Below are 20,209 nucleotides of genomic sequence, written 5' to 3'. Positions count from 1 at the left end.
TGGGAAGAGACAGAACAGGACCCCGGAAGAGTGAGCACAGCATGGGCGAGGAACACGGCACGGCGTTGATCACCGCGGCGCGGAGCGGTGACCAGCAGGCGCAGGACCGGCTCGTCGCGTCGTATCTGCCGCTGCTCTACAACATCGTGGGCCGCGCGCTGAACGGGCACGCGGACGTCGATGACGTCGTGCAGGAGACCGTGCTGCGCATGCTGCGGGGTCTTCCCGGGCTGCGTGATCCCGGGCGCTTCCGCTCCTGGCTGGTGGCCATAGCCATGAACGAGATACGCGAGCACTGGCGGGAGCAACGGTCCGGGGCCATGCCCGCCGACCGTCTGGACGACGCTCACGACAGGCCCGACCCGGGTGCCGATTTCGTCGACGCGACCATCCTCCGGCTCGGTCTGACGGGGCAGCGCCGCCAGGTGGCGGAGGCGACGCGGTGGCTGGACGAGGACGACCGGGCCCTGCTGTCGCTGTGGTGGCTGGAGACCGCCGGACAGGTCTCCCGGGCCGAGGTCGCCGACGCTCTGGAACTCACCCCGCAGCACACGGCGGTCCGGGTCCAGCGGATGAAGGCCCAGCTGGAGGCGGCCAGGGTGGTGGTGGGCGCGCTGGGGTCCATCCCCCGCTGCGTCCTGCTGGCGGAGATCGTCGCCGAATGGGACGGGGTGCCGTCGGCCCTCTGGCGCAAGCGTCTGGCCCGTCATGCCCGTGGCTGCACCGTCTGCTCGGGTCTCGGCTCGCAACTCGTCCCCGCGGAGGGCCTGCTCGTCGGACTGGCCCTGGTACCGCTGGCGCCGTCCCTCCCGGGAGCCGTCCCGGACCTGCTCACCACGGCCGCCGGAGGTCCCGCCGCCCGTCACGCGGCCGGGTCCGCCACCACCGCCGTCCGTCCGTCCCGACCCGGACGCGCGGAGCGCCGGCGTGACCTCCGGCGGCGACGGCGCAATACGGTCGTGGCCGCCCTGGTCGCCGTCGCGGCGCTCGGCACCGGTGGCGGCGCCGTACATCTCTACACGGACGACTCGGACTCCGACCGGGACGAGGCGGCGGTCACGGCAAGCGCGCCCGATGCCACCGCCCGGTCCTCGGCGCCCGCGGCGACCCCGCCGCGGCCGGCGTCGCCGGCGCCGTCCTCGCCCACCGCCTCACCGTCGCGGACGCCTTCTCCCACCGCCGGGGCCACCGCGAGCAGGAGCGCACGGCCCGCACCGGGCACCCCGGCGCCCTCTCCCCGGCCCGCCACTCCGGCGCCGCCCGCCCCGCCCTCCGTGTCGCAGCAGGTCACCGATCTCGTCAACGCCGAGCGTGCGAAGCAAGGATGCGGTCCGGTACGCGGAAACGGCCTGATGTCCACGGCGGCGCAGCGGCATTCCGCCGACATGGCGTCCCGGGACTACTTCGCGCACACCTCGCCCGACGGCACCGATCCCGGCGATCGCCTCACCGCGGCCGGCTATCGCTGGAGCACGTACGGGGAGAACATCGCGAAGGGCCAGCGTACCCCGGCGGATGTGATGAGTTCGTGGATGAACAGCCCCGGGCACCGGGCCAACATCCTCAACTGTTCGTTCAAGGAGATCGGTGTGGGGATGCGGAGCACCGGGAGCGGGCCGGTGTGGACCCAGAACTTCGGCGCCGCCGGATGAGCCGCCCCGGCCGGCCGTTCACATGGACGACCGCTCCCCGAGCCGTGGACAGGATGGTGACAGGCGCGCGCCGGTTCACCGGGTGAGAACGGTGAGCGCGGTGCAGGCGCCGCCCATGGCGCTCACCGCCACCACGGAAGCCGCCACACAGCGCGCCCGGAGCTGCACATAGCGCTCGGTGTACTCACCGCGCAGCTCGGCGGCCCGGCCGGTGATCCGGGTGAGCGACTCCCGGCAGCCGGCCATCCGCTCCATCAGGTAGACGCGCTCCACGTCCTCGCGCTGCGCCGTGGTGAGCCAGGGCAGTTGTCCGGTCAGGCGGCGGGCCTGTCTGCGGGCCTCCTCGATCTCGGCGTTCCACAGCAGATAGCCCTCCAACTGGGCCAGGCCTCGGGCACTGTCCTCGTGTGGTTTCACCAGTCCTCCTGTCGTCGGGCCGTCCTGGTCCAGGGCTGTCGCCCTCACACCTGCTTGTCCCCCGGAGCCACCGTCGCGGAGTCGGCGGGGCTGTTGGCGGCCTCGTCCAGGGCGCGTACGACGGGGTGGTGCAGGTCGAACGCCGGGGATTCGGAACGGATCCGCGGCAGGGTGAGGAAGTTGTGCCGCGGCGGCGGGCAGGAGGTCGCCCACTCCAGCGAGCGGCCGTAGCCCCACGGGTCGTCGACCTCGATCCTCCTGCCGTACTTGGCGGTCTTCCACACGTTGTAGAAGAACGGCAGCATCGACAGGCCGAGCAGGAACGAGGAGATCGTCGAGATGGTGTTCAGCGCGGTGAAGCCGTCGGCGGCGAGGTAGTCCGCGTAACGACGCGGCATGCCCTCGGCACCCAGCCAGTGCTGCACCAGGAACGTGCCGTGGAAGCCCACGAACAGCGTCCAGAACGTGATCCTGCCGAGCTGTTCGTCCAGCATCTTGCCCGTGAACTTCGGCCACCAGAAGTGGAATCCGGCGAACATCGCGAAGACCACGGTGCCGAACACCACGTAGTGGAAGTGCGCGACGACGAAATACGAGTCGGAGACATGGAAGTCCATCGGCGGCGAGGCCAGGATGACGCCGGTCAGACCGCCGAAGAGGAACGTCACGAGAAACCCGATGGACCAGAGCATCGGTGTCTCAAGAGACAGCGAACCCTTCCACATGGTGCCGATCCAGTTGAAGAACTTCACCCCGGTCGGCACCGCGATCAGGAAGGTCATGAAGGAGAAGAACGGCAGCAGCACAGCGCCGGTGACGAACATGTGGTGTGCCCACACGGTCGCGGAAAGCCCCGCGATGGCGATCGTCGCGGAAATCAGACCGATGTATCCGAAGATCGGTTTACGGCTGAACACCGGAATGATCTCGCTGACGATCCCGAAGAACGGCAGGGCGATGATGTACACCTCCGGATGGCCGAAGAACCAGAAGAGGTGCTGCCAGAGCAGTGCGCCGCCATTGGCCGCGTCGAAGACGTGCGCACCGAACTTGCGGTCCGCCTCCAGTGCCAGCAGCGCGGCGGCCAGGACCGGGAAGGCCAGCAGGACGAGCACACCGGTCAGCAGGACGTTCCAGACGAAGATCGGCATGCGGAACATCGTCATGCCGGGTGCGCGCATGCAGATGATCGTGGTGATGAAGTTGACCGAACCGAGGATCGTGCCGAAGCCGGAGAAGGCCAGACCCATGATCCACATGTCGGCGCCGATGCCCGGCGAGCGGACCTCGTCGGTGAGCGGGGAGTAGGCGAACCAGCCGAAGTCCGCGGCACCCTGCGGGGTGAGGAAGCCGGCCACCGCGATGGCCGAGCCGAAGAGGTACAACCAGTACGCGAACATGTTCAGCCGCGGGAACGCCACGTCGGGCGCACCGATCTGGAGCGGCATGATCCAGTTCGCGAATCCGGCGAACAGCGGCGTCGCGAACATCAGCAGCATGACGGTGCCGTGCATCGTGAACGCCTGGTTGAACTGCTCATTGGAAATGATCTGCGTGCCGGGGCGGGCCAGTTCGGCGCGCATGAAGAGCGCCATCACTCCGCCGATACAGAAGAAGGCGAACGACGTGACCAGGTAGAGCGTGCCGATCGTCTTGTGGTCGGTGGTGGTCAGCCACTTGATGACGACGTTTCCCGGTTCCTCGCGCCGTACCGGCAATTCATTCTGGTAGGCGGCATCGGCTTCCACCGGTTGTGAGGTGTCCCTCGTCGTCACTGCGACGCTCCTTCGGTCGACGGCCCGTTGCGGACTCGGCGACCAGAATGGACCCGCGGAGATCGGCTCGGTGGGACATCTCTCCGGGCGCTGCGCGAGCGCCCGCCAAGGACACTCAAATGGCCCATCGGGCAGGGACGCCCGCTCGGGGCCGGCCCGCCCGGTGAATCCTCAGCGCAGGTCGAAGACGAGCCGTCCGGAGACCTTGCCGCTCAGGACCTCGTCGATCGAGGTGTTGATGTCGCCGAGGGCGCGGGTTTCCCGGACAACTCTCGTACGGCCGAGGCGATGGAGCTGGAACACCTCGGCGAGGTCCTCGCGGGTGCCGACGATGGAGCCGACGACCTTCGTGCCGTTCAGCACCGTGTCGAACACGGGGAGTTCGAGTTTTCCCTCGGCCGGAAGCGCCACCAGCACCAGGGTGCCGCCGCGGCGCAGCGCACCGTACGCCGCCCCGAAGGATTCATTGCTCACGGCCAGCGAGATCGCCGCGTCCGCGCCGCCGAGCCTGCGGGTCTCCTCGGCCACGTCCTGGACGCGGGCGTCGATGACATGGTCGGCGCCCAGTTCCCGGGCGAGCGCCAGCTTCTCGTCGGTGACATCGACCGCGATGGTCTCGGCACCGAAGATCCGCGCGTACTGGAGGGCCAGGTGCCCGAGCCCGCCGATCCCGGAGACCAGGGCGCGCGTGCCGGGGCGGGCTCCGGACAGCTTCACCGCCTTGTAGGTGGTGACACCGGCACAGGTCAGGGGCGCGGCGTCGAGCGGATCGATGCCGTCGGGGACGGGAACCGCATAAGTGCCGTGTGCGAGGGCGTACTCGGTATGGCTGCCGTCGACCGAGTAGCCGCTGTTCCGCTGCTGGAGGCAGAGCGTCTCCCAGCCGGAGACACAGTGGTCGCAGTGCCCGCACGCCTCACCGAGCCAGGGAATCGCCACCCGGTCCCCCACCGCGAGATGGCCCACCTGGTCCCCGGCCGCCTCCACGATCCCGATGCCCTCATGACCCGGTACGAACGGCGGGCTCGGCTTGACGGGCCAGTCCCCCCGGGCCGCGTGGATGTCGGTGTGGCAGAGCCCGGATGTCTCCATCCGCACCAGGACCTGGTGGCCGGCCGGGGTGGGAACCGGCCGGTCCTCGATCACGAGCGGTTCGGCGAAACTGCGGACAACGGCGGCTTTCATGGGGACACTCCTCCGCTTCGCTCAGGCACGGGAGACGCGTCGGGGACGCGGGCATCCTGAGGCAGGGTGAACAAAGGCCTCAGGCCAGACTATTTCGATCGCCAGGGGTTCGCTTCCCGAGTGCCCGGGGGCCTGTCTTCCCATGGGTGAACGTACGTGCCCGGCGCGGCGGTCTTCCGGCTATCCGGCAGCCCAGTCGCGCATCGCCCGCAGGGAGGAGAAGTCGGCCACGTCCTTGTCCAGCGGGTGGTCGGTGTACTGGTGGATCCGCCACGACGCCTCGATACGGGGCTTGCCTGCCGTGACGTAGTCGGCGATCCACAGTCCGTCGCCGGCGTACGAGGTCGTGTCGTGATTCAGCCAGAAGGAGCGGTTGCAGTACAGAAGGACGCGGTGACCGGGCCGCAGGCGCTTCACCTCACGAATGAAGCGGTCCTTCTCCGCATTGCTCGCCCGGGTGCCCTCCCCGGTTTCCTCCCAGTCGACAGCCAGCAGATCACCGGCCTTCTCCGGTGCCTTGCTCAGGAAGTACGCCGCCTGGTCCGCCACGTTCCCCGGCCACAGGAAGTGGTAGAAGCCGACGACGCATTCGGCGTCCCGCGCCCGCTTGACCTGTGCGCCCAGAGCCGGATTGACATACGAACGGCCCTCGGTGGCCTTGATGAACACGAAGTCGAGGCCGTCGGTGTCGAAGGACGGCTGATACGCGCTGATGTCGACGCCGTGCAGCATGGGCACTGCCTCCAAGTGGGGCTCCATGGTTCCGGTTCTTGTCCTGGTATGTGCCCGCCGCGATCCTGTTCCACCCTCGGCACCGACGGGGAATCCGTTCGGCCGGAGACGGAATAGCGCACGCCGGTGTGCAGTTGGTGATGCGACGAGACCACTTCTCATCAGGCAGTCGGCAGCGGAAGGTCGGACCATGAAGATCGGCATCATCGGGGCGGGCAACATCGGCGGCAACCTGACCCGGCGGCTCACCGCGCTCGGACATGAGGTGTCCGTCGCCAATTCCCGTGGCCCGCAGACGCTCACGGCGCTCGCCGAGGAGACCGGCGCCACCCCGGTCGACGTGACCGAGGCGGCGAAGGACGCCCGGATCGTCGTGGTGACCATTCCTCTCAAGGCGGTGCCCGCCCTGCCCTCCGGTGTCCTCGACGGCGCTGCGCCGGGCGCCGTGGTCATCGACACCGGCAACTACTACCCGCAGGAGCGCGACGGCAGGATCGCGGCCATCGAGGACGGTCTGCCCGAGAGCCGCTGGACCGAGCAGCAGATCGGGCACCCGGTGATCAAGGCCTTCAACGGGACGTACGCCCAGGACATCCTGGACCGGGGCCGCCCGCAGGGCGCCGCAGGCCGTCAGGCACTGCCGGTCGCCGGCGACGACGCCGCGGCGAAGCAGGCCGTACGCGACCTCATCGACGAGCTCGGCTTCGACACCGTGGACGCGGGCGGCCTGGACGAGTCGTGGCGGCAGCAGCCCGGAACCCCCGTCTACGGGAGCCGCGGCGATGCCGACGTCATCGTGAAGGAACTGGCCGAGGCTTCCCCGGAGCGCACCTCGCAGTGGCGTGCCTGACCCCGTCACTGCGGGGAGCCGTGCCGCGCCCCGGCGGCGCCCGGCCCCGGGACACGGGCGGGACCGGAGCGGGCACGGTGCCGGGGGTCAGCCGGCCGCACCGTCCTCCGGAGCCGCCTGGTCCGGGGCCAGGCTGTCCATGAAGGAACTCACCGAGAACACCGCGCGGCCGGCCCCGGCGGGGCCGTATCCGGGCGGTGAGGACAGGCCGTACTCCTCCATGGTCGACCGGTAGGCGTCCAGCAGCCTGATGTGGTATTCGAGCGGCGCCCCGTCCGGGTTGGTTCTGCCGAGCGGAGTGGTGGGCTCGGGGCACCAGGTGGTGAAGCGCGGTGTGATGCCGTGCGACATGAAGAAGCGCAGACCCTCGGTCGTGGAGCCGATGGCCTCGTCGACCGTCGTGAAGCCGGAGGGCGCGGCCATCTCCACACCGGCGACGAAGTTCGGGATGACGTTGCGCGGGCCGAAGATCTCGGCGGAGTCGAGGATGCGGCGGTGCCATTCGTCGCGCCCGACGTAACGCTCCTTTCCGGGGCAGTACAGCTCGAACAGGCGGCGGTCCCACACCTCGTAGTTGGGGTGGTAGATCCGTACTCCGTAGTCGTGGAAGCGCTGCACATCGGCCTTGGGCAGGGCCTGGGCGACGACCTTGCCGATCCACCGGCCGGGGAAGCGCTCCTCGATGGCCTTGGCGTACTGCCCGTAGAAGTCGGCCTCGTCGCGTCCGCCGAGGTGCGAGGTGATCGCGCCGCCGGTGAGCGTGTAGGCGGTGGAGGTCTTCGCCGTGTCGTACCGGTCGATGATGGCGAGGGCCTCCAGGACCTCCTCGACGTCCTTCACCCCGGTATAGGGGCGTCCCGCCGCCTTGTGCTGGCGCCAGTTGTGGTTGATGTCGCAGTACTGGCACTCCTCCTTGGCGCCGAAGTACTGGCAGACCCGGAAGACGGTGAGGTAGATCAGGTAGCCCCACTGGATGGTGGGCGCCACCTCCATCACGGACTTGCCGTTCTCCAGGGTGTGGCGGTAGTAGTCGGGCATCGGGGGCAGACCGACATCGGAGATGCGCCTGCCGTCCAGGTAGAGCCCCAGCACTCCGTCCCGGCCGGCCGCCACCCGGTACGGGGAAGCCGGGTTGACCCGTACGGACACCACGGTGCGCCGCAGCCCGTACGGACCGCCGGTGAGCACGATCTCCTCGGGGGGACGGCGCAGCGCGGCGGCGCCGAGCTCGGGCAGTGTGCCGTGGTCGAAGGAGAAGATGAAGTACGACTTCGGCTTGACGTCGCCATGCTCGTTGTCGCTGAGCGCGGACTCGTCGAAGGCGACGCCGCCGCGGAGCAGATCCTCCTTGATCACCGCTTCCCGCGGCACGTGGGGGAACCGTTCCATGAGCTGTTCCACCAGACGCGTACGGCCGGAGCCGGTGGGGCCGGTACGGGTCGTATCGGTGCCGCCGGTTTCGGTAGGGCTGGGCATGTGCGGGGCTCCTCGGGTGCGGTCCACTGGACGCTGTTGCGTGTACGCCACACTCTCCAACGAACCGGGGCCGCCAACCGTTCGCACCCCGCTCGTGCGCCATCGCGCGGCGCCGCCCGTGGACCGGACGGAACTACCCGCGGGTAAGGTGTGGCGCCCCGGGACTCCGGCACCACGGTCCGTCCGGCTCCCGGCGGTGGACCGGGACGGCCGTGGACGAGGAGTCGCCGTATGCCCCGCACCATGTCCGTGTCGGACAGCATCGTCGTCGCCGCCCCGCCCGCGGTGGTGTACGAGCAGCTCAGCGATCCCACCGCGATGGGGCGCTGGAGCCCGGAGAACCAGGGGGCCACGGTGCGCGGGGACCGGCGTGGGGCGTATGTCGGCATGGTCTTCGACGGCCGGAACAAACGCGGTGCGGTGCGCTGGACGACGCGGTGCACGGTGACGGCCGCGGACCCGGGTGAGCGCTTCGCCTTCCGGGTCCATGCGATAGGTGCCCGCCGGCCGCTGCTCCCGGGCTCGATCGCCACCTGGGAGTACCGCTTCGAAGCGGTGGGCGGGTCCACCCGGGTCACCGAGACCTGGACCGACGACCGGCGCGCGTGGCCCGACTTCCTGGCCAACGGCTTCGACCGGATCGCGACACGGGGGCACACGTTCGCGGAGTTCCAGCGCCGCAACATCCGTACCACGCTGGCACGCCTCAAGTCGGCGCTGGAGTCGGGCGGGGCTGTCTGACGGCGGGCCCCACCCTCGGGTCACCCCCAGTGCGCGGGGCGGGTCAGATGGCCCGGAAGGCCGGTCGCCGCGTTGCCCCTGGCCGCGTTGAGCTGGGTCTGGGTGAGGAACAGGCTGCCGGTGAGATCGGCACCGGAGAGGTCGGCGTCCCGGAAATCGGCGCCGATGACATCGGCGAGGCGCAGGTCCGCGCCGGTGAGATCGGCCGCGATGAGGTAGGCCCCGCGCAGGTCGGCGCCCCGGAGGTCGGCGCCCTTGAGCCGGGCGCCCATGAGGTCGGCTCCCCGGTGGCTGCGCTTCTTGCGGCGGGGCGCGGTGGCCCGCACGCGTGTGCTGACACGCCGGAGCAGGTCGGCGACGCCGTCCCGGTGGGCCGCCACGTCCAGTACGGCCAGCTCCGCGGCGGGCCGGCGGGTATGACGTTCCGTCGTTTCCAGGGCACGCGCGATCTCGGCGCGCAGGGGCCCGGCGGCGGGCAGGGCGAGCGCCTCGGTGAGGTACCAGAGCAGTTCCTGCAACTGGCGCACCACCGGGAACACCTGGAACATCTGCTGAGCGGTGTCCGGGGCCGACCGCCAGTCCTGGCCGCCGTACGTCTCCTGGGAGACCTTCTGGCCCGCGCCGAAACAGTCGTACACCGTGCAGCCGGAGAAGCCCTTGGGCCGCAGCGCGGTGTGGATGCCGCAGCGGAAGTCATCCTGAAGATTGGGACAGGGCTCTCCGGCGTCCTTGCTGATCGCGAAGTCCGACGATGCGGTCAGGGTCAGCGCGACGCAGCACAGCCCGAAACAGTTCGCGCAGTCCGCGCGCAGAGCGGCCCGTTCGCTATCGGGTGCGGCGCTCGGATCGTTGTCGGACACGGGGTGCGGTTCCTCTGTTCTGAAGTGCGAGGGGGCCGAGTTTAGCGAGATATCACCCGGACGCGCCGCGCCCATGATCGGTTGCCGCCGCGCGGCCCGTCGTAACGTCCCGTCTCGCCCTGTTTCCCAGGCGAAAGAGCCTTCCTTCATGCATGTACGTCTTCTGACTGCCCCGGAGTCCGCCGGCCCGGCCGCCGATCGCGGTGGGATCCGCCGTCCGCTCGCGCGCAGGCTGGTCGTATCCCTGCTGCTCCCCCTGCTGACCGTCATGGGCAGCGCCCTGGTCGCACCCGGCGGCGCGGTCGCGGCCCCCGCGGCGGGTCCCTCGCTCTCGCGTGCCGCGGGCCCGTCGCTCGATCCGGCCCGTGCGGCCGGTCCGTCGTTCGCCGCCTCCCGCGCGGCCGTTCCGGAGGCCCCGTGCACCAGCGGCGATCCGGTCGTCTGTGCGATCCGGGAGATGACGCCTCAGGAGAAGGCGCAGGCCCGCGAGGTCCGTGTGCGGTACCACCAACTGCTGGACCGGATGGAGGCGGTGGAGCGGCAGATGCGCGCCGAGGGCCGTTCCGACGAGGAGATCGCCCGGGTCCTGGTCGACATGCGCAATGAGGCCAAGGACATCACGCGGGCCGGGATGTCGCCCGAGGCGGTCGCCATGCTGGAGGCGCGCAACATCGCCAAGTACGGCAATCCGCTGGGCCCGACGGCTGATCAGCAGTTCGCCAGGTACGGCAGCTGGGCCAAGGTCATCGACGCGGCGACCCGCAGCAACGCCGCTGTCGACCAGGAGCTGGGGCTGGAGCCGCGGCACTGATGTCTCCCGCCGTGCTTCAGGACTACGACCGTCACGGCGGGCTCTGGGTCCTGGACCCCCCTTCCGGGCGTCTCTCCCCCGGCCCTGCCGACGCCTTCGCGCAACCTGCCGGTGAGCGGCTGTGTCACGGCTTCGTCCATGTCCTGTCGCACGGCACCGGCGGCTGTGCCGCCCTGTACGCCGAGTCCTCGGCGCTCTGGCTCCAGTACGGCAGCCACCGGTGGAACGGCGACGAGGTCCGCGTCCGATGCGATCCGCGACCGGGCGGAACCCGGCTGCTCACGGTCACCGGCCCCGGCGCGGCACCGTGGGAGGCGGAGGTGCCCGCCCCGGACCGGGGGCCGTTCGACCCGGCGTACGACTGGACGGACACCCTGGCGGACGACTTCTTCCTGTGGGTGACCGAGCAGCTCTCCGACGCCCGGCACCGCGGCGTCCTGCGTGAGCACTATCTGCGGGGCTTCACCCCGGTGTGACACGGGAGTTCCGCCCGGCGTGACGGCCCGTCGCGCGTGACAGCGGCCGGCCCGCTCCCCCGGTCACGGCTTCGGCGTTGTCAGTGGTCCGGCGCACACTGGAGCGCAGTGCGGTACCGGAGAAGGGGAATTGGATGAGCGCCGAGGAGGAGACCGGGTTCGAACCGGCCACCGGGGACGGTCCGCCGCTCACCGGGGCGGACGACGGGGCCGGCGGTTCCCGGCGGGCGGTGGAGGTGCGGGCCGCTTCGGTGCGGACCGCCTTCGAGGGGCTGCTCCAGATCCGGAGGCTGACCAACACCGGGCGGGCCGACCCGGAGGGAGTGCCCGCGCCATGGGAGCTCCATCGGCCGGTTCGGGCCGTCGCACTGGCCCTGGAGGCCTCCGGAGCGGCCCCCTCCGCCCTGGACGCCTCCGGCCGGCGCACGGCGGCCGGGTATCGCGTGCTGGAGGGCGAATCCCCGGGCACGGTACGGGTGGAGTGGGCCGGTCCCCCCGGAAGCGGGGCCGCTCACGAGGAGGAGGACGCGCTGCCCCGGTGCGCCGCCGCACTGCGACGCCTCGGCTGGACGGTGCTGCTCTACCGGGGGCCCCGGCGACGCAGGTTCCTGGAAGTGGAGCCGCCCGCCGACGCTTTGCGCACGAGAGGCGCCTGACACCGGCCGGCCGGGAGCGGGGGCGGTCCGCGGGGCGTTGTCAGACCCATGGGGGATGCTTGCCCGGACGACACCTCTGACCAGGAGATGCTGTGATGGACAAAGACGAAATCGCCGCCGCCCAGGCGTATGTCAGGTTACTGGAAGCCACCCGGGCCGCTCTCTCGGACCCGGACGACATGCCTGTCTACCTGCCGTTGCTCACGTCTCCGATGGAGGAGGCGGACCGGGCGCTGAGCGGCGCGGGGCTGTCCGGCAACGAGGACAGGCTCTTCGCTCTCGTACAGGCCCTGCGGCCGAACCTGTCCGGCGACGGTCGCTGACCGGCGCGTCGGCCTCGCGCCGGGGCCCGGACGGCGCGCACGTCAGGGACCGCCGGCCGGCGCGTCAGGCGCCGTCCGTACCCGTGTCCACGGCGAGTCCGAGTTCCTGCTCGTCCGGGCCGAGCGGCGCGAAGAAGCGTGCGACGTCGCGGTCGGAGACCTCGGCGAGGCCGGCCGGTTTCCACTGCGGATTCCGGTCCTTGTCGATGATCTGGGCGCGTACCCCCTCCACGAAGTCGGGCTGCTCGAAAGCCCGGCTGGAGACCCGGAACTCCTGGTCGAGAGCCGCCTCCAGGCTGTCGAGCGCACGTGCCCGGCGTACGGCTGCGAGGGTGACCTTGAGTGCGGTGGGCGACTTCGTGAGGAGCGTCGCGGCGGTCTCCCGCGCCTCCGGCAGGCCGCTGCCGTGCAGCCGTTCGAGGATGTCCTCGACCGTTTCCGCGGCGTAGCAGGCATCGATCCAATGACGCGCGGACGCGAGCTCGCCGCCGGGCGCTTCGGACGTGTGCCGGAGCACCGTCCGTGCGACCTCGCCGGGCGTGGCGCTCGTGGCGAGGGCCGCGGTGAGTTCCGGCAGGTGCTCCGACCGTACGAAGTGGTCGGCGAGGCCGCAGAGCAGTGCGTCGGCGGCGCCGACACTCCGGCCGGTCAGCGCCAGATGTGTGCCCAGTTCCCCGGGAGCGGCGGCCAGGAGGTGCGTACCCCCGACGTCGGGCATGAATCCGATGCCGGTCTCCGGCATGGCGACCCGTGAGCGTTCCGTGACGACGCGGATGCTGCCATGAGCCGATACGCCCACGCCGCCGCCCATCACGATGCCGTCCATGAGCGCGACGTACGGCTTGCGGAATCGGGCGATGCGGGCGTTGAGCCGGTACTCGTCGCGCCAGAACTCCAAGGAGGACCGGCCCCCGGCGCGTGCGTCGTCATGAAGGGTGCGGATGTCACCGCCCGCGCACAGACCGCGCTCCCCCGCCCCGCCGATCACCACCGAGGTGATCTCGTCCGCACACTCGGCACCGGCGAGCGCCGCATCGATGGACCGGACCATGGTGTGGTTCAGCGCGTTGAGCGCCCGTGGCCGGTTCAGCGTGATGTACAGGGCGTGGCCCTGGGTGTGCAGCAGGACGGGGCCGTCATCGTTCATGTGTGCGCTCCCGGTCGGTGGGCCTGTGGGCAATGTGGGCCTGTGGGCGGACCGCCCGTCGTTCATGGACGATCATTCCCCTGCCCATTGTGCGACGGGCCGGTGACGAGACGGGAGAGGGGGTCGGCAGGTCTCCGGGGCTTGGACGGAACACGGTGGAGGCGGGGCCGGGGCCCGGCCGGGTGATCCGCTGTGGCAGTCCTGCCGGACCGGCTCGACAATTGAGTCCTGAGGGCCGCGCCGTCCAGCAGCCCCGGCCGGACGACCTCCGGAGGGGGTATGACCGACCACGAGCAGCGACAAGACGCCGGCACCCGGCCGCTCAGCCGGATCGACCGGCGGCACAACGGCGAGCTCGGGCCGGCGGAACGCCTGGCCCTGAACCGGACCGGCAGCTTCGAATGGGATCTGGACGCCCGCACGCTGGACATCGACGATGCGGGGCTGATGGTCTTCGGCATCGATCCCGCCACGTTCGACGCGGACGCGCGCATGGTGATGGACCGGCTCGAACCGGCGGAACGGGACCGTCTGAACGACGCGATCGACGAGGCGATCAGCGGTAAGGGCAACTCCTGCAGTATCCATTTCCGGGTCCCGCTCGACGACGGCAGCAGTCAGTGGACCCATTTCCAGGCCCGGATCCTGCGGTCGTCGGACAGAAAGGCACACCGGCTCGTGGGGATCGTGCGGGACGCGACGGCCGAGGTCGCCCATTCGGCCTTCGTACTCGACCTGGAAAAGCAGCGCCAGCGCCAGACCAATATCGTTGAACGCACAACGAGTGCCATGTCGCGTGCCGTGACCGTGGACGATGTGACAGCCGCGCTGACCGGACCGGGCGGCCTGGCCAGGGTCGGCGCCGACGGACTGGCGCTCGGGCTGGTGGAGAATTCCTCGCTCAACATCATCGCGCTGACCGGTGAGTCCTTGGAGGTACTCGACGATCTCGGCTCCGGCGATCTCAGCCGTGAGCTGCCGCTGGCGGACACCGTTCTCAGCGGTCAGCCCCGCTTCATCACCTCCCTGGCCTCCCTGGCCAGGCGGTATCCCGTGCTGGAGCCGCGCATCGGAAGACTGAGGTTTCGTGCCGCCGCCTATCTGCCGCTGGTGGCCCAGGCCCGCCCGATCGGCGGGCTCGCACTGTTCTACCGGGAGCGCACGGTCTTCAACCAGGACGAACGGATCCTGTGCCTGGGGCTCGCCGCGATCGTGGCCCAGTCGCTCCAGCGGGCGATCCTGTTCGACGAGGAACGCGAGTTCGCCACCGACCTGCAGGCGGCCATGCTCCCGCGGCGCATCCAGGACATCGAGGGCGGGGAGATCGCGGTGCGCTACCACGCGGCGTGGAGCGGACGGCAGGTCGGCGGCGACTGGTACGACGTGATCGCCCTGCCCAACAACCGCTTCGGCATCGTCGTGGGCGACGTCCAGGGCCACGACACGCACGCGGCCGCCATCATGGGGCAGTTGCGCATCGCCCTGCGCGCGTACGCGGGCGAGGGGCACGCGCCGGCGACCGTGCTGGCACGCGCCTCCCGCTTTCTCGCCGAGCTGGACACCGACCGCTTCGCCACCTGCACCTACGCCCAGGTCGATCTGGCCTCGGGGTCGGTGCGGGTGGTCCGCGCCGGGCACTTCGGCCCGCTGATCCGGCACACGGACGGCCGGGTCGGCAGTCCCCAGGTACGCGGTGGCCTGCCCCTGGGAATCTCCACGGAGTTCCAGGACGAGGAGTTCCCCGAGACCCGGCTCGATCTGCTGCCCGGTGAAGCCCTGGTCCTTTTCACCGATGGGCTGGTGGAGGAGCCCGGGAACGACATCGACGCGGGTGTGTCGACGCTCTCGCACGAACTCAGCGCCGGACCGGCGGGCGCCGAGGCACTGGCGGACCATCTCTCGGACAGGCTGTGGGAACGGTGGGGTTCGGGGGACGATGTGGCGTTGCTGGTGCTGCGCCGAAGCCCCGATGTGGGGTCGTCGCTCGCGCCCCGGCTGCATCAGTACATCCACCAGGCGGACCCGGAGGGGCTCTCGGACGCCCGTGCCATCGTCCGCCAGGCGCTGGCCGACTGGGGCATGGCCGAGCTGGCGGACGATGCCGAACTGGTCACCGGTGAACTGCTGGTGAACGTGCTCCTCCACACGGAGGGCGGAGCCGTACTCACCCTGGAGGTGCTGCCCGAGCCGGTACGGCGCGTACGGCTGTCGGTCCAGGACCGGTCGAGCGTGTGGCCCCGGCGGCGGACCCCGGGGGAAACATCGACATCGGGCCGCGGACTGCTCCTGCTCGACGCGGTCGCGACCCGCTGGGGTATCGAACCCCGCGGCGAGGGAAAGGCCGTCTGGTGCGAGATCGGCCCGGATCCCGGGCCCGCCGCAGCGCCCCCGTCCACGGGCGAGGCGCGCTCCGGAACGCGCTGAGAGCTGCCTCGCCGGCACCGGTAGGCGGGTGAGGAGCGTGTCGCACCACCGGAAGTGGTGCGACACGCCCCCGGCAGACCGTCCTCACACGCTCAACGGCTCGGTCCCACAGATCACGGGGTGCGGCCCGTGGGCCCCGCGTGCCGGACGGACAGCGTCAGTTCTGGGGGGTGCGGCGCTTGCGGACGGCCCACAGGATGCCGCCGCCGGCGAGCAGAACCGCGACCGCGGCGCCACCGATGACCGGTGTGGCGGACGACGAGCCGGTCTCGGCCAGGTCCGGCGAGCTGGGGCTCGGTGCGGGCACGGCGGGCGCGGACTCCGAGGGCTTCTCGCTCGGCGTGGAGCTCGGCTCGGGAGTCGACGTGACCGGGGGCTTGGCCGGCTTCGTCTCACTGGGTGTGGGCTTCGGCGTCTCGTCCTCGCACACCGGGGCCGTCTCGGTGAGGTCGCGCGAGTACGTACCGCCCTCGCCACCGTCCTTGACGATCAGCCGGACGGTCACCTCCTTGTCGTGCGCGGGCAGCGTGAGCTTCTTGTGGAACTCCCGCCCGAACGTCTCCGTCGGGAGCAGTTCCTTGTCGTCCACCGTCACCGTCACCGTATTGGCGACACCGCTCGTGTAGTTGGTGAGGTCGACGCTCACGTCGGAACAGGTCACGACCCAGGTGGGGGTGTGAGCTGCGGCCGGACCTGCGGAGATGACCCCGCCGGTCAGACCGACGACCGCAGCGGCCACGAGTACTCCCGCGCCACGCCACGATCTCCTGGGTATGGTCATGGATTCTTCCTCCAGATGAACTTCTCATCGCCCGAATGGCGGTGGGGCGCACAGTACTGCCATGGGCACCGGGCGACGCGCCCACCCCGCGTATCACGGGATGGATCAACTGACCTCAAACCTCCGCTACTTGCCATATGGCGGACATGAACCTCGGAAGAACACCAGGCCGCGGTGGCGCGATGGGAGAGTGGGCGGTACTCGTCGGGCCGCCGCCCTGCACGCGTCGACGCTGATCCGTACGCGCGAACGCTGTCAGAGCGCCTTGTGCATGATGTGCAGCCCGACGTACCCCTCGGTCGGATGGTTGAAGCCCTCCGGCAGCGTTCCCAGCACCTCGAAGCCGAGCGATCGGTACAGCTTGACGGCATGTGTGTTCGTCTCGACCACCGCGTTGAACTGCATGGCCCGGAAGCCCGAGGCGCGGGCCCACTGCACCGAGTACTCGCACAGAGCCCGTCCCACACCCCGGCCGGAGTGCGCGGGGTCGACCATGTAGGTGCCACTGGCGATATGTGAACCGTTGCCCATGTGGTTCCGGTTCATCTTCGCCGTGCCCAGCACCGTCCCGGTGCCGTCGACCGCCACGACCGTGCGGTTGGGCGCTGCGAGGAACCACCAGTCCTTCGCGTCGTCCTCGCCGAGCTGGAGCGGGTAGGTGAGCGTCTCACCGGCGGCGACGATGGTGTGGAAGAAGGGCCAGATGGCGGGCCAGTCCTCAGCGGTTGCTTCCCTGATCAACATGCGGCACAGGATGCCTGTGCGGGGCTGCCGCCCGCCACCGCTTATCGGGCCCCCGCCGTCGCCATCCCAGCCGGGCGAGGAGCCCCCGCGCGGGGGCGCGTCGGGTGAGGGAGGGATGCGCGGCAACGGATACGGCTCCGGGGAGATCACCACCGGATACGCCGAAGGAGCCCCCGGGCGGATCTTCGGCCGCGCCCTCGCACCGTCGCAAGGAGTCCTCGGCGGCGGCCGGACGCACGAAGCCCGGTGCGGGCGCGGAACAGGAATCGGCCCCGGAGGGAGACACCGGTTCGGGCGCGGGGCGGGTTACCGGCCCGAACCGGGGGGCCGACGTGGACCGACCGGCATCCCCCACGGGCCGCCACGGCAGGACCACGGCCCCCTCGGGAGTCGCATGCCCGCCCCGCCCGGACGACGGCCCGTCCGGCAGGGCCGCCCGCAGACCCCGCTCCTCACCGGGGCGCGGCGCGGCCCGGTACTCGCGGGCCCGGTCCAGCTCCAGGCCGAGCCCGATCCGCCGCCACAGGATCTCGTCGGGATCGTCCGCCAGCATCAGCTCCCCCATGGCCTCCCTGGCGGACACCGATCCCGGCCGCCCGAACACGGGCTCCGGCCGGACCCTGGCCAGGTAGGCCCGCTCGTAGGGATCGTCCACCACCTCGGCGAGCTGGACGGGATCCAACGCGGACGCCTGCACGGCGGCCCTCGCCCATGCGTCCTCCGTGCGGTCGAGCAGCCTGTCGATCCGCTGCGATCGCCAGTTCCGGGCGCGCCAGTCGGCTCCGGCCTCCAGCATCGTCCGCATTCCCGCCGGGCTCGTGCCGGCGAGCAGCGCGGGCTCGCGGGTGGCGAACTCGGCGAGTTCGTCGGCCAGGTAGAGCCAGACCACCGCCCGGTAGCGGTTCAGATAGAACGTGACCGGGGCGAAACAGCCCGCCCGTGCCAGCCTGGTGAACCGGGCCGGGCCGATGGCGAGCAGCGCCGCCCCTTCCGCGGTGCCCACCGTGCGTACGCGCTCCCCGAGGGCGTCGGGGAATCCCGGCTGCGCCCGCAGCCGCTCGATCTCGTCCTTGCCGACCCGTGGGCGCCCGCCACCCCGTCCGGTGGTCATGACGATCAGCCCCAGATGCACCGCGAGCTCGAACTCCCCGCGCTTCACGCCCAGTTCCTGGGCGGCCCGGCCCGCGGCCACCGTGACCGCGGGGTCATCGCGCTCCTGGTCGCGCGCTTCCTCTTCGTGCGTGCGGGTGACGTCCGTAACGGTCATGCCCAGTCCTCCCCCGTGAGGTTCGAATACTCTCCGTAATCACGGTAGCCCGGAGGAGGCTGCTGCCGCGAGGCCTGTGGACAACTCCCGAGACGCGGTGGAAAAGGCAGGTCAGGGGTGGTTGTTATCGGTGTCGCCGCCCTGACGGACCGCGACACCGAGGTGTTCGCCGACGCGATTGACGAGCAACGTCATCTCGTAGGCGACCTGGCCGACATCCGCCTCGGCCGCGGTGAGCACGCACAGACAGCTGCCGTCCCCCGCGGCCGTCACGAAGAGCAGCGCCTCATCGAATTCGACCATCGTCTGCCGGGCCCGGCCGGCCCTGAAGTGCCGTCCCGATCCGCGGGCCAGGCTGTGCAGGCCGGAGGAGACCGCCGCCAGATGCTCCGCGTCCTCGCGCGCCAGTCCGGTGCTCGCCCCGGTCACCAGACCGTCGTTCGACAGCACCAGTGCGTGCCGTATGTGTTCCACCCTGCTGGTGAGATCGTCAAGGAGCCAGTCAAGTCCCCGGTCCAGCGCCATGTGCTCGTCCTCCCCGCTCATACGTTCCCCGTTCCCCGCTCGCGCGTAAGCCTTGCGTACCGCTCCCGTACGGGCAAGCGTCCCCTTCCCCGGGGCGTCGCTTCGCGCCACGCGCGAGTTCGTCCGAGGATGGGGCCATGGCACACCACATGACCGATGAAGAGCGGCGGGCCTTCCTCTCCGAGGGCACCCGTACCGCCAAGGTGTCGACCGTCCGGGCAGACGGCAGTCCGCACATCGCCCCCGTCTGGTTCCTGCTCGACGGCGACGAGCTGGTGTTCAGCACCGGCAAGGAGACCGTGAAGGGCCGCAATCTCGCGCGTGACGCCCGCGTGGCCGTGTGCGTCGACGACGACCGGCCTCCCTTCGCTTTCGCCGTGCTTCATGGGCGCGCCGAACTGAGCGAGGACCCCGATCGGCTCAGGCACTGGGCGACGCGCATCGCGGCCCGGTACATGGGCGAGGAGAAGGCCGAGGAATTCGGGAGGCGCAATGGCGTGCCCGGTGAGCTGATCGTGCGTGTCCGTGTGGACAAGGTGCTCGCCATGGCCGCAGTGGCGGACTGAGTGCGCTCGCCGGGGCCGGCGAGCCGCAGCTCACCGGGGCCTGCTTCCCCGGGATGCCGACGCGGCCCGAGTGGACGGCGATGGTCATGGCCGAGTTCAGAGTGATCACTTTTGGGCCATGTTTGCCTTGATGCGATCGAGCGATGAGCATTCCTTGCCTATATCGGGTCCTCTTTTGCTTCGGAAGAGTGCCGGATCGGCCAATGAGCAGGCAGGCCGCGCCCTCTACACTGGCCGTTTCGGGTGACTGACCCTGTCAGTACAGGGAACGCGTGCGGGATGGACACGCGCGGGCGGCCCGTGGACGGAGAGGTCAAGCGTGTCGACAGGTTCCGGCGGCGGTTTCGATGACCCGCCCGCGGAAGTGCTGGCCGAGGCGGCTGCCGCGTTCGGGCTCCTGGCGTCGCCCGCCCGGCTGCACATCGTGTGGGCACTGTCCCAGGGCGAGAGCGATGTGACCGGGCTCGCCGAGCGGGTGGGCGGCACACTGCCCTCGGTGAGCCAGCATCTGACGAAGTTGAAATTGGCCGGACTCGTACGCTCGCGCCGCGAGGGGCGCCGCCAGGTCTACCTGGTCGACGACCCCGGGGTCGTGAGCGTGGTACTGCTGATGGTCGGCCAGCTGGCGGAAAAGGCCGGACACCCGGCAGCGCGGCCTGTCCGCCTGCGTGAGCTCGGTGCCTGACAGCACCTCAGCCGCTGGATCGGGCCACGCGGGCCTGAACGAGGCCTCGGCCACGGTGATTCCCCTGACGACGGCCCACCGCCACGGTGCGGGCTCCGCTACCGGCTACCGCGGTC

The 20,209-nt window shown here is 70.5% G+C and carries 21 protein-coding genes; 10 read left to right on the top strand and 11 right to left on the bottom strand.

Going from position 1 to position 20,209, the window contains the following annotated elements:
* Nucleotides 1-41: 41 nt before the first annotated feature.
* On the top strand, nucleotides 42-1,652 hold the full coding sequence (locus tag ABT170_RS20320; RefSeq protein WP_351869170.1) for a sigma-70 family RNA polymerase sigma factor: 1,611 nt from the start codon (nucleotides 42-44) through the stop codon (nucleotides 1,650-1,652).
* Between the two features lie 75 nt (nucleotides 1,653-1,727).
* Here the strand turns inward: ABT170_RS20320 and ABT170_RS20315 are convergent, their stop codons facing one another.
* The 4 genes from ABT170_RS20315 to ABT170_RS20300 form a co-directional block, all read right to left on the bottom strand.
* A complete protein-coding gene (locus ABT170_RS20315; RefSeq protein WP_329941506.1) occupies nucleotides 1,728-2,069 on the bottom strand; it encodes a hypothetical protein in 342 nt (113 codons plus the stop codon).
* 44 nt (nucleotides 2,070-2,113) lie between these two features.
* Nucleotides 2,114-3,844, bottom strand: coding sequence for an aa3-type cytochrome oxidase subunit I (gene ctaD, locus ABT170_RS20310; RefSeq protein ID WP_351869168.1), 1,731 nt, complete (start codon nucleotides 3,842-3,844; stop codon nucleotides 2,114-2,116).
* A gap of 171 nt (nucleotides 3,845-4,015) precedes the next feature.
* On the bottom strand, nucleotides 4,016-5,029 hold the full coding sequence (gene adhP, locus ABT170_RS20305; protein ID WP_329941501.1) for an alcohol dehydrogenase AdhP: 1,014 nt from the start codon (nucleotides 5,027-5,029) through the stop codon (nucleotides 4,016-4,018).
* 180 nt (nucleotides 5,030-5,209) lie between these two features.
* The gene (locus ABT170_RS20300) at nucleotides 5,210-5,761 is read right to left on the bottom strand and encodes a glycoside hydrolase family 25 protein (RefSeq protein ID WP_329941505.1); all 552 of its coding nucleotides are present in this window, start codon (nucleotides 5,759-5,761) and stop codon (nucleotides 5,210-5,212) included.
* A 190-nt stretch (nucleotides 5,762-5,951) separates the two neighbouring features.
* Here ABT170_RS20300 and ABT170_RS20295 point away from each other — a divergent pair, with 190 nt between their 5' ends.
* On the top strand, nucleotides 5,952-6,611 hold the full coding sequence (locus ABT170_RS20295) for an NADPH-dependent F420 reductase (RefSeq protein WP_329941500.1): 660 nt from the start codon (nucleotides 5,952-5,954) through the stop codon (nucleotides 6,609-6,611).
* 87 nt (nucleotides 6,612-6,698) lie between these two features.
* On the opposite strand, the gene ABT170_RS20290 is transcribed toward ABT170_RS20295, so the two are convergent.
* Nucleotides 6,699-8,000, bottom strand: a complete 1,302-nt coding sequence (locus tag ABT170_RS20290; RefSeq protein ID WP_443034238.1) for a radical SAM protein — start codon at nucleotides 7,998-8,000, stop codon at nucleotides 6,699-6,701.
* A 318-nt stretch (nucleotides 8,001-8,318) separates the two neighbouring features.
* Here ABT170_RS20290 and ABT170_RS20285 point away from each other — a divergent pair, with 318 nt between their 5' ends.
* Complete coding sequence (locus ABT170_RS20285; RefSeq protein WP_329941498.1) at nucleotides 8,319-8,828, top strand: SRPBCC family protein; 510 nt, start codon at nucleotides 8,319-8,321, stop codon at nucleotides 8,826-8,828.
* A 20-nt stretch (nucleotides 8,829-8,848) separates the two neighbouring features.
* Here ABT170_RS20285 and ABT170_RS20280 read toward each other — a convergent pair whose 3' ends face one another.
* Nucleotides 8,849-9,688, bottom strand: a complete 840-nt coding sequence (locus tag ABT170_RS20280) for a pentapeptide repeat-containing protein (protein ID WP_329941497.1) — start codon at nucleotides 9,686-9,688, stop codon at nucleotides 8,849-8,851.
* A 148-nt stretch (nucleotides 9,689-9,836) separates the two neighbouring features.
* Between ABT170_RS20280 and ABT170_RS20275 the strand changes: the two genes are divergently transcribed.
* From ABT170_RS20275 to ABT170_RS20260, 4 genes are all read left to right on the top strand, one after another.
* A complete protein-coding gene (locus tag ABT170_RS20275; RefSeq protein ID WP_329941496.1) occupies nucleotides 9,837-10,499 on the top strand; it encodes a hypothetical protein in 663 nt (220 codons plus the stop codon).
* On the top strand, nucleotides 10,499-10,975 hold the full coding sequence (locus ABT170_RS20270; RefSeq protein ID WP_351869163.1) for a hypothetical protein: 477 nt from the start codon (nucleotides 10,499-10,501) through the stop codon (nucleotides 10,973-10,975). The genes ABT170_RS20275 and ABT170_RS20270 overlap by 1 nt, the downstream gene beginning before the upstream one ends.
* Nucleotides 10,976-11,109: 134 nt before the next feature.
* Nucleotides 11,110-11,631 (top strand): hypothetical protein, encoded by a 522-nt coding sequence (locus ABT170_RS20265; protein ID WP_329941494.1) that lies wholly within the window; start codon nucleotides 11,110-11,112, stop codon nucleotides 11,629-11,631.
* 95 nt (nucleotides 11,632-11,726) lie between these two features.
* The gene (locus ABT170_RS20260; protein ID WP_351869160.1) at nucleotides 11,727-11,954 is read left to right on the top strand and encodes a hypothetical protein; all 228 of its coding nucleotides are present in this window, start codon (nucleotides 11,727-11,729) and stop codon (nucleotides 11,952-11,954) included.
* 64 nt (nucleotides 11,955-12,018) lie between these two features.
* Here the strand turns inward: ABT170_RS20260 and ABT170_RS20255 are convergent, their stop codons facing one another.
* Nucleotides 12,019-13,101 carry an enoyl-CoA hydratase/isomerase family protein gene (locus ABT170_RS20255; RefSeq protein WP_351869157.1) on the bottom strand — a complete coding sequence of 361 codons (1,083 nt, stop codon included), beginning with the start codon at nucleotides 13,099-13,101 and terminating at the stop codon, nucleotides 12,019-12,021.
* Nucleotides 13,102-13,380: 279 nt separating this feature from the next.
* Here ABT170_RS20255 and ABT170_RS20250 point away from each other — a divergent pair, with 279 nt between their 5' ends.
* On the top strand, nucleotides 13,381-15,525 hold the full coding sequence (locus ABT170_RS20250; RefSeq protein WP_329941491.1) for a SpoIIE family protein phosphatase: 2,145 nt from the start codon (nucleotides 13,381-13,383) through the stop codon (nucleotides 15,523-15,525).
* 157 nt (nucleotides 15,526-15,682) lie between these two features.
* Here ABT170_RS20250 and ABT170_RS20245 read toward each other — a convergent pair whose 3' ends face one another.
* From ABT170_RS20245 to ABT170_RS20230, 4 genes are all read right to left on the bottom strand, one after another.
* The gene (locus ABT170_RS20245; RefSeq protein WP_351869154.1) at nucleotides 15,683-16,306 is read right to left on the bottom strand and encodes an LAETG motif-containing sortase-dependent surface protein; all 624 of its coding nucleotides are present in this window, start codon (nucleotides 16,304-16,306) and stop codon (nucleotides 15,683-15,685) included.
* 255 nt (nucleotides 16,307-16,561) lie between these two features.
* Nucleotides 16,562-17,050, bottom strand: coding sequence for a GNAT family N-acetyltransferase (locus ABT170_RS20240; RefSeq protein ID WP_329941489.1), 489 nt, complete (start codon nucleotides 17,048-17,050; stop codon nucleotides 16,562-16,564).
* Nucleotides 17,025-18,317 carry a DUF6397 family protein gene (locus ABT170_RS40615; RefSeq protein WP_502970545.1) on the bottom strand — a complete coding sequence of 431 codons (1,293 nt, stop codon included), beginning with the start codon at nucleotides 18,315-18,317 and terminating at the stop codon, nucleotides 17,025-17,027. Before ABT170_RS40615 ends, ABT170_RS20240 begins: the two co-directional genes overlap by 26 nt.
* 111 nt (nucleotides 18,318-18,428) lie before the next feature.
* Nucleotides 18,429-18,842, bottom strand: a complete 414-nt coding sequence (locus tag ABT170_RS20230; protein ID WP_329941504.1) for a roadblock/LC7 domain-containing protein — start codon at nucleotides 18,840-18,842, stop codon at nucleotides 18,429-18,431.
* A gap of 137 nt (nucleotides 18,843-18,979) precedes the next feature.
* Here ABT170_RS20230 and ABT170_RS20225 point away from each other — a divergent pair, with 137 nt between their 5' ends.
* Both ABT170_RS20225 and ABT170_RS20220 read left to right on the top strand, forming a co-directional pair.
* Nucleotides 18,980-19,408 carry a PPOX class F420-dependent oxidoreductase gene (locus ABT170_RS20225; protein ID WP_351869151.1) on the top strand — a complete coding sequence of 143 codons (429 nt, stop codon included), beginning with the start codon at nucleotides 18,980-18,982 and terminating at the stop codon, nucleotides 19,406-19,408.
* A gap of 319 nt (nucleotides 19,409-19,727) precedes the next feature.
* Nucleotides 19,728-20,093 (top strand): ArsR/SmtB family transcription factor, encoded by a 366-nt coding sequence (locus ABT170_RS20220; protein WP_351869148.1) that lies wholly within the window; start codon nucleotides 19,728-19,730, stop codon nucleotides 20,091-20,093.
* The last annotated feature ends 116 nt before the right edge of the window (nucleotides 20,094-20,209 follow it).

The sequence above is a fragment of the Streptomyces sp. NPDC001787 genome (assembly GCF_040297465.1).
Taxonomy (GTDB): Bacteria; Actinomycetota; Actinomycetes; order Streptomycetales; family Streptomycetaceae; genus Streptomyces.
This window is presented reverse-complemented; position numbering and strand designations above follow the sequence as displayed.

Excerpts from the sequence above, each read along its gene's own strand:
- ABT170_RS20320 (WP_351869170.1), top strand. The coding sequence starts at position 42 with ATGGGCGAGGAACACGGCACGGCGTTGATCACCGCGGCGCGGAGCGGT.
- adhP (WP_329941501.1), bottom strand. The coding sequence starts at position 5,029 with ATGAAAGCCGCCGTTGTCCGCAGTTTCGCCGAACCGCTCGTGATCGAG.
- ABT170_RS20300 (WP_329941505.1), bottom strand. The coding sequence starts at position 5,761 with ATGCTGCACGGCGTCGACATCAGCGCGTATCAGCCGTCCTTCGACACC.
- ABT170_RS20295 (WP_329941500.1), top strand. The coding sequence starts at position 5,952 with ATGAAGATCGGCATCATCGGGGCGGGCAACATCGGCGGCAACCTGACC.
- ABT170_RS20290 (WP_443034238.1), bottom strand. The coding sequence starts at position 8,000 with ATGGAACGGTTCCCCCACGTGCCGCGGGAAGCGGTGATCAAGGAGGAT.
- ABT170_RS20285 (WP_329941498.1), top strand. The coding sequence starts at position 8,319 with ATGCCCCGCACCATGTCCGTGTCGGACAGCATCGTCGTCGCCGCCCCG.
- ABT170_RS20275 (WP_329941496.1), top strand. The coding sequence starts at position 9,837 with ATGCATGTACGTCTTCTGACTGCCCCGGAGTCCGCCGGCCCGGCCGCC.
- ABT170_RS20270 (WP_351869163.1), top strand. The coding sequence starts at position 10,499 with ATGTCTCCCGCCGTGCTTCAGGACTACGACCGTCACGGCGGGCTCTGG.
- ABT170_RS20265 (WP_329941494.1), top strand. The coding sequence starts at position 11,110 with ATGAGCGCCGAGGAGGAGACCGGGTTCGAACCGGCCACCGGGGACGGT.
- ABT170_RS20260 (WP_351869160.1), top strand. The coding sequence starts at position 11,727 with ATGGACAAAGACGAAATCGCCGCCGCCCAGGCGTATGTCAGGTTACTG.
- ABT170_RS20255 (WP_351869157.1), bottom strand. The coding sequence starts at position 13,101 with ATGAACGATGACGGCCCCGTCCTGCTGCACACCCAGGGCCACGCCCTG.
- ABT170_RS20250 (WP_329941491.1), top strand. The coding sequence starts at position 13,381 with ATGACCGACCACGAGCAGCGACAAGACGCCGGCACCCGGCCGCTCAGC.
- ABT170_RS20245 (WP_351869154.1), bottom strand. The coding sequence starts at position 16,306 with ATGACCATACCCAGGAGATCGTGGCGTGGCGCGGGAGTACTCGTGGCC.
- ABT170_RS20240 (WP_329941489.1), bottom strand. The coding sequence starts at position 17,050 with ATGTTGATCAGGGAAGCAACCGCTGAGGACTGGCCCGCCATCTGGCCC.
- ABT170_RS40615 (WP_502970545.1), bottom strand. The coding sequence starts at position 18,317 with ATGACCGTTACGGACGTCACCCGCACGCACGAAGAGGAAGCGCGCGAC.
- ABT170_RS20230 (WP_329941504.1), bottom strand. The coding sequence starts at position 18,842 with ATGGCGCTGGACCGGGGACTTGACTGGCTCCTTGACGATCTCACCAGC.
- ABT170_RS20225 (WP_351869151.1), top strand. The coding sequence starts at position 18,980 with ATGGCACACCACATGACCGATGAAGAGCGGCGGGCCTTCCTCTCCGAG.